Consider the following 7,208-nt stretch of genomic DNA (forward strand, 5'->3'; position numbering starts at 1 on the left):
CGCCGATACGTTTCGGCTGATCTCCGGCCCCTCTTCCTCACGATCAGCCAACGGATGGCTTTCTCCAATGGACTTCAGAAAAGACATCAATGGCCTGCGCGCCATCGCGGTGATTGCGGTGCTGCTCTTCCACTTCCACCCTGACTGGCTGCCTGGCGGCTTTGCCGGTGTGGATGTGTTTTTCGTGATCTCGGGGTATCTGATCACCGGGATCATCCTGCGCGGCTTGAGGCGCGGTAAATTCAGGCTGGCGGCGTTCTATACGTCACGGGCCAGACGCATCGTCCCGGCCCTCGCTGTGCTGTGTTTTGCCTTGCTGCTGCTGGGCTGGTTCGCTCTGCTGCCGCTGGACTACCGCGCGCTGGGCACACACGTGGCGAGCAGCCTGGGGTTCGTTTCCAACATTGTCTATTGGCGTGAGGCGGGGTATTTCACCGCCAGTGCCCATGAGAAATGGCTGCTGCATACCTGGTCGCTGTCGTTGGAATGGCAGTTCTACCTGCTGTACCCGATTGCGCTGCTGATGCTCAGTCGCTTCGTCGCGCTGCACAACCTGCGCTGGTGGGTACTGGGCGCAAGCCTGACAGGCTTTGTGGCGTGCGTGTCGGCCTCCTCGCAATGGCCGGAGGCGGCGTTTTACCTGCTGCCGACCCGCGCCTGGGAGTTGCTGGCAGGTGGCGTCGCCTGCCTGTTCCCACTGCAATTGAAGGCCCTGCAGCAGCGCGTTCTGGAGCACATCGGACTGACGCTGATCGTGGCCGGTTTCTTTCTGCTGTCCGTGCAGGACACATGGCCGGGTTATCTGGTGCTGATGCCGGTGCTGGGGACGTTCGCGGTGATCGTCGCCGCACGCAACGACTCGCTGCTGACCTGTAACCCGCTGGCCCAATGGACCGGCACACGGTCGTACTCGCTGTACCTGTGGCACTGGCCGGTGGTGGTGTGGATGAATGACGCCGGGTTACTGGGCGAGACCCGCACCGTGCTGGTGGGCATCGGCGTGGCCGTGATGCTGGGTCTGGTCTCATGGCGGCTGATCGAGCAACCCGCCAGCAGACCGTCGTCTGATCAGCGCAGCAGACGTACCGCGTTCGGCACGCTGATCGCTCTGCTGTTCGTCGGCGGAACACTGGTGAGTGCGACCGGCGGCGTGGTATCGCCCCTGCGCCCGGTCAGCGTTTCGGACAAGGCGCGTTTCATTCAGGAATACGCTGATCGTCAGCACAACCTGTACGAGCCTTACTGGCTGAAATGTGACGCCTTCTCTGCCCTGACCCAACGCGGCCAATCAGCCATCGACGAAGCCTGCACGCGCAAGCAAGGTGCGGGCGGCGTGTTCCTGTGGGGCGACTCTCACGCGCAGGCGCTGTCGCTCGGCTTGCGTACCTTGCTGACACACAGCACGCCCTTCTATCAGGTCGCCTCAGCCAGTTGCCGCCCCGCTCTGAGTGACCATCAAGGACGCACATCGGCGACCAGCAGGGCCTGTGACTATTCCAACAGAACGGCCCTGCAGGGCATCGAAAGGCTGCGTCCGGACATCGTGGTCATCGCGCAGAAGGACGGGCACGACAAGACCGACTGGACGCAGATAGCGATCCGGCTCAAGGGCCTTGGCGTGAAGCATATCGTGCTGATCGGCCCGGTCCCGCAGTGGAACCCGTCGCTGCCCAGCGTCATCGCCAACCGTCATTGGGGGCTGAGCGAATCGCACATCCGCGATCCGGCTCTGGATCAAAGCGTCATGCTGGTGGATCAGGCAACCCGCGCACTGGCCGCATCGGCAGGCATCCAGTTCGTGTCACTGATCGACAAACTGTGCGTCGCCGATGCCTGCCGGGTACGCCTGGAAGACAACCGCTCTCTGCTGCAGATCGACTCGGGGCACTTGAGCGCAGAAGGTTCGCTGTACGTGGTGCGCAACTATGTACTGCCGCAGTTGGTGAATTAGTCAGCCGCTGAGTACAAACGTCCTGTTTCTGGAGGCTGTAGCGGCCTCCGGCCAGAATCAAAAGCGGACTTGTGTATAACGATGAGGGCTCGGTGTGAGTCGTCGATCAGTGCAGCTCTTTGAGGCGCTCGGCGAACTTGACGAGGTCGGCCAGGGAATCGGCTTCCATCTTGCGCATCACCGAGCCACGGCGGACCTTGACGGTGATTTCGCTCACGTTCAGCCGGGCTGCAATCTGTTTGTTGAGCAGGCCGCTGACCACCAGCTCCATCACCTGCTGCTCACCGAGATTGAGGCTGGCGTGGCGGCGCTGTAGTTCGGCACCCACGGCGGCACTCTGGCGCCGGCTGCGATCCTGCGCCAACCCCTGCTGAATGGCGTCGAGCAAGTCCTGATCGCGAAAGGGCTTGGTCAGAAACTCCACCGCACCGGCTTTCATAGCCCGCACGGACATGGGAATGTCGCCATGCCCGGTTATGAAAATGACCGGCAGGGAAATCCCTGACCTGGCCATATGCTCCTGAAAATCCAGGCCACTCATGCCCGGCATGCGGATGTCCAGAATCAAGCAGCCCGGCGCGTCAGGGCGCGGGGTGTCCAGAAACTCGCGGGTCGAGCCGAACAGCATGCTGCGCAATCCGACCGAGGCCAGCAGGTCCTCCAGCGAGGAGCGCACCGACAGGTCGTCATCGAGGACGTAGATGATCGGCTCTTCGGTCTGTGAGGCGGTGGCAGCTGTGCTCATCAGGTTTCCATCTTTCCGGTGGGCAGGGTGAAGTGAAACGTAGCACCGATTGCAGGGTTGGGCGTGACCCAGATGCGCCCGCCATGAGCTTCGATGATCGAACGACTGATCGCCAGACCAATTCCCATGCCTTCCTCCTTGGTGGTGTAGAACGCGTCGAACAACTGATGGATGTTTTCCGGTGGCACGCCGATACCGTTGTCGCTGATCGCAAATCCGATATCGCCGCCGTCATGCCAGCCCACCCGGACCTCCAGTTGCGCCTGATCCGCCTCGAGCTTTTTCATCGCATCGACGCCATTGAGCATCAGGTTCAGCAACACTTGCTGGATCTGCACCCGATCAGCCAGCAGCGGCGGCAGGCCCTCCGGAACGTCGACCAGCAGTGCGACGCCCTGTCCCTCTATCTCGCTGTGCGCCAACGCGACGATCTCGGCGACGGTGTCGGCCACGCTGATCCACTCCTTGTGAGTGGACGAACGCTTCGCCAGGGCGCGCACCCGGACGATGATGTCGCCTGCGCGGTTCGCGTCACTGATCATGCGGTCGACGGCCTGCCGGGCCTTTTCCAGATTGACCGGCTCGGTGGCCAGCCAGCGCTGACAGGCATTACCGCTGGTGACAATGGCCGACAGCGGCTGATTGACCTCGTGGGCAATGGACGCCGTCAGTTCACCCAGTTGATTGACCCGTGCGATCCGCGCCAGCTGTGAGCGCGCTTCATGTACCGTGCGGATGGCCAGCGCCATGCGCAGCGCCAGCCAGGTGGTCATGGCGATGGCCGCCAGGCTGATAATGCAATTGATCAGCCCGGACGCCTCACTGCCTCTGGAGGTCGTCATCTCGTAACTGATCACGGTCAGCACCATGCACAGCAACGCCATCGCGATAACGCCTGTGGCCGGCAGGAACCTGACCGCCAGCAGCACCACAACAATCTGGAATACGCCCACGGCGATTTCCAGGTCGGTCAAGGTATCGGCAACCGCAATGACCAGCGCCAGCATCAGCAACGCGATCAGCCGCACCGCCATAGCGGCCTTGCCGTAGGATTCAGGTTCACGCATGCGCATCATCCCGCTGGTTGCAAAAGGGCCGTTGAGTATGTCCTACAAACCTCAGGACGGGTTGTCCAGGCTGAACTGATCGGCCAGTTCGTCATAGGCGAACAACTCCGCATAGCGCCCCCATTGAATCACTGCATTGAGGGTCTGCATGGCATCGCTTTCAGACATGAAGTCTTCGAGTTGATCGCGAAAGCGCCGTGCCGGTGCCGTGTGCGTGGGACGATCATCCAGCACCCGCCGAATGTGCGCCACCAGCGGCACGAAGCTCAGCAGGTGCTGGGCGAACAGTTGCTTGCGCTCGTCGACATCCGCCAGCGCATAGCGATTGGCGGCTGGCAGCAGGCGAATGTCGCCGCCCTTCAGTTCAGCGAAGCGCAGTAGTTGCAGCACCTCGGCAATCGGGAACAGCTCGTCGGCATTGTAGTGCAGCGCAGCGGCCAGTTCCGGCAGGTCGGCCTTCAGGCTGTAGGGCGGCGCGTGAATCGCCTCGATCAGCCCGGCCAGTGCGTTGGTGGAAACCTGCGGCAACACCATTCCCAGCCCGGTGCCCGGAAACACGCCCTGACGAATCTCGCCGGCGTCGTTGTCCTGGGTCATCAGCACGTAGATTTCTTCCACCAGCGCCCGGAAGATCGGGTCCTGGCGGTTGCGCGGTTGAGGCAGGTCGACTTTTATCTCGCTGATTACCCGCCCAGGATTGGAGGAGAACAGCAGGATGCGGTCGCACATCAGCACGGCTTCGGCGATGTTATGCGTCACCATCAGGATCGACTTGATGGGCATGCGCCCTTCGCTCCACATGTCCAGCAAGTCAGTGCGCAGGGTTTCGGCGGTGAGCACGTCGAGCGCGGAAAACGGTTCGTCCATCAACAGCACGTCAGGATCGATGACCAGCGCGCGCGCCATGCCCACCCGCTGGCGCATGCCTCCGGAGAGCTCTTTGGGATAAGCGCTCTCGAAACCGTCTAGGCCGATCAGATCGATGGCCGCCAGTGCGCGCTTGCGGCGTACCGCGGCACGCACACCTTGTGCTTCAAGGCCGACTTCAACGTTTTCCAGCACGGTTAGCCAGGGAAACAGCGCAAAGCTCTGGAACACCATACCCACCGACATCGCCCGCCCTTGCGCACGACGCGGGAAATTCACCTCGCCTTCGGTGGGCACCACCAGCCCGGCGATGGAGCGCAACAGGGTCGACTTGCCCGAACCGGACCGGCCCAGCAGGCCCACTATTTCGTTCTCGTTGAGCGTCAGTGTCACGTCATCCAGCACCAGGCGCTCTTTGCTGCCTTTGCCGTACACATGTCGGACCTTCTGAACATCTACCAGGCAACGCGTTTCGACAGCCATCATGATGGCGTCCTCCCCTTACACAAGATCAGACAAGACTCAGACGTCGCTCGGCAAACCCGTACAGCGGGCGCCACAGCAACCGGTTGAACGCAATCACGAAGACCGACATGACCACGATGCCCAGCGCGACGCGCGGAAAGTCGCCCGCCTGGGTCGCATTGGCGATGTATGACCCCAGGCCTGCCGCTTCCAGATGCTGATCGCCCCAGGAAACCGCTTCGGCGACGATACTGGCGTTCCACGAACCACCCGACGCGGTCAGCGCACCGGTGATGTAGTAGGGAAACACGCCGGGCAGCGCGACACGGCGCCACCACTGCCAGCCGCGCATGTTGAACATGGTCGCCGCTTCGCGCAGGTCAGTCGGCAAGGCACTGGCCCCGGCGATCACGTTGAACAGGATGTACCACTGGGTACCGAGCACCATCAGCGGCGACAGCCAGATGTCCGGGTTCAGGTGCAGGCCGACAATCGCGATCACCGCAAACGGAAACAGGACGTTGGCCGGGAACGCCGCCATGAACTGCGCGATTGGCTGCAAGCGTTCAGCCCAGACCGGACGCAGGCCGATCCATATACCGACGGGCACCCAGATCAGGCTTGCGATGACGATCAGCACGATCACACGCACCATCGTCGCCAGGCCCAGACCAAAGGCCGTGACCATGTCGCTGGCGCCCAGTGACGCCTCGATGAACCTGAACAGGTACACGCTGCCGGCCAGGCACGCGGCCATGACCAGACCCAGCCACGCGTAGTCGAGCACGCGTGCGACGCCCGGGGTGAGCTTCACTTTCCACAGCCGGGAGAACACGCGCCAGTCGATCAGCATCAGGCATTTCCACGGCGCAGCCAGGATCGAACCCAGCATCGGTGCCACTCGGGAGCGGCCCAGCAGGCTGTACATCCAAGAGCGCGGACGCTTCGACGATGCGGTTTGCTCGAAGCGGAATTTGTCCGCCCAGGCGACGATCGGCCTGAACAGCAATTGGTCATAGGCCAGAATCACCAGCCCCATTGCGCCCACTGCCCAGGCAATCGCGGTCAGGTTTTTCTGCTCGATGGCCAGCGCCAGCCAGGAACCGATACCCGGCAGATTGACCGTGGTATCGCCGACCGAAATGGCCTCGCAGGCGACCACGAAAAACCAGCCGCCGGACATCGACATCATCATGTTCCACACCAGCCCCGGAATGGCGAATGGCAGTTCCAGGCGTGTAAAACGCAGTACCGCAGATAGCCCGAACTGACGGCTGACTTCGTTCAGATCACTCGGCACAGTACGCAGTGACTGATAGAAACTGAACGCGAGATTCCAGGCCTGACTGGTGAAGATGGCAAAGATCGCTGCGCATTCGACGCCCATCTGCCGACCGGGAAACAGGCCCATGAAGAAGGTCACGGTGAACGTCAGAAACCCCAGTACCGGCACCGACTGAAGAATATCCAGCGCCGGGATGATCACCTGCTCGGCCTTGCGACTTTTGGCGGCCAGCGTGGCCACTACAAAAGTGAAGATCAATGAAGCGCCCAGCGCGATGAACATACGCAGCGTGGTGCGCAAGGCATATTCGGGCAGGCGCGCCGGGTCGAGGCTCATGGGGCTGGAGTTCAGCACAGTGAGTGGCTGCATCATCTGGCCAAAGCCATAAATGAACAGGCCAATAAACACAGTCAGGATGGCCAGGCAAATACCATCGGCCCAATAAGGCGTGCGTGCACCGGGTTTTACGAAACGGGGCGTCCCCAGGCTTTTACCGAATTCAAATATCGAATGCATTGCTCACCTCGAGCCGGCCGCGCAGGCGCAGACCCACCCGTTTTATAAGCAAACAGGCAGTCAGCGATAACAGATAAAGGCCGTGAGTTAATAGTTGCCGGACAGTGAGGTAAAGCTTATAGCGTTTCGATCAACAGTAGAAACCTGCAAAAGTAGCTCATGTTTATCTGTAAGTATGAGTGAGGTATACCAACGTATAGTTATATAACGATGGCTCTGTTGTTCAGGCCTGTTAAGCGTTGTGCAAAAGAACATTATCGTGCCCATGCTGTAGCGTGAGGAACGATAATCTCCACTATCGTGCGACGCTCC

5 protein-coding genes are annotated in these 7,208 nt (G+C 61.1%); 1 reads left to right on the top strand and 4 read right to left on the bottom strand.

What is annotated here, in order from left to right; translation table 11 throughout:
- The first annotated feature begins 67 nt into the window (after positions 1 to 67).
- Positions 68 to 1,951: an acyltransferase family protein gene (locus P406_RS14485; RefSeq protein WP_046236554.1), complete on the top strand. Its 1,884-nt coding sequence runs from the start codon at positions 68 to 70 to the stop codon at positions 1,949 to 1,951.
- Positions 1,952 to 2,057: 106 nt separating this feature from the next.
- Here the strand turns inward: P406_RS14485 and P406_RS14490 are convergent, their stop codons facing one another.
- The 4 genes from P406_RS14490 to P406_RS14505 are packed head-to-tail and all read right to left on the bottom strand — an operon-like array spanning position 2,058 to position 6,896.
- On the bottom strand, positions 2,058 to 2,696 hold the full coding sequence (locus P406_RS14490; protein WP_046236555.1) for a response regulator transcription factor: 639 nt from the start codon (positions 2,694 to 2,696) through the stop codon (positions 2,058 to 2,060).
- Positions 2,696 to 3,763 (bottom strand): sensor histidine kinase, encoded by a 1,068-nt coding sequence (locus P406_RS14495; protein ID WP_046236556.1) that lies wholly within the window; start codon positions 3,761 to 3,763, stop codon positions 2,696 to 2,698. The genes P406_RS14490 and P406_RS14495 overlap by 1 nt, the downstream gene beginning before the upstream one ends.
- 51 nt (positions 3,764 to 3,814) lie before the next feature.
- Positions 3,815 to 5,119 (bottom strand): ABC transporter ATP-binding protein, encoded by a 1,305-nt coding sequence (locus P406_RS14500; RefSeq protein ID WP_174518708.1) that lies wholly within the window; start codon positions 5,117 to 5,119, stop codon positions 3,815 to 3,817.
- Positions 5,120 to 5,141: 22 nt separating this feature from the next.
- Positions 5,142 to 6,896: an ABC transporter permease gene (locus P406_RS14505; RefSeq protein ID WP_046236558.1), complete on the bottom strand. Its 1,755-nt coding sequence runs from the start codon at positions 6,894 to 6,896 to the stop codon at positions 5,142 to 5,144.
- Positions 6,897 to 7,208: the final 312 nt, after the last annotated feature.

The sequence above is a fragment of the Pseudomonas syringae pv. coryli str. NCPPB 4273 genome, from assembly GCF_000972175.1.
In the GTDB taxonomy this organism is placed as follows: Bacteria; Pseudomonadota; Gammaproteobacteria; order Pseudomonadales; family Pseudomonadaceae; genus Aquipseudomonas; species Aquipseudomonas syringae.

What these genes read in the sequence shown, in the direction of transcription:
- P406_RS14485 (WP_046236554.1), top strand. Translation starts at nt 68, where the DNA reads ATGGACTTCAGAAAAGACATCAATGGCCTGCGCGCCATCGCGGTGATT.
- P406_RS14490 (WP_046236555.1), bottom strand. Translation starts at nt 2,696, where the DNA reads ATGAGCACAGCTGCCACCGCCTCACAGACCGAAGAGCCGATCATCTAC.
- P406_RS14495 (WP_046236556.1), bottom strand. Translation starts at nt 3,763, where the DNA reads ATGCGTGAACCTGAATCCTACGGCAAGGCCGCTATGGCGGTGCGGCTG.
- P406_RS14505 (WP_046236558.1), bottom strand. Translation starts at nt 6,896, where the DNA reads ATGCATTCGATATTTGAATTCGGTAAAAGCCTGGGGACGCCCCGTTTC.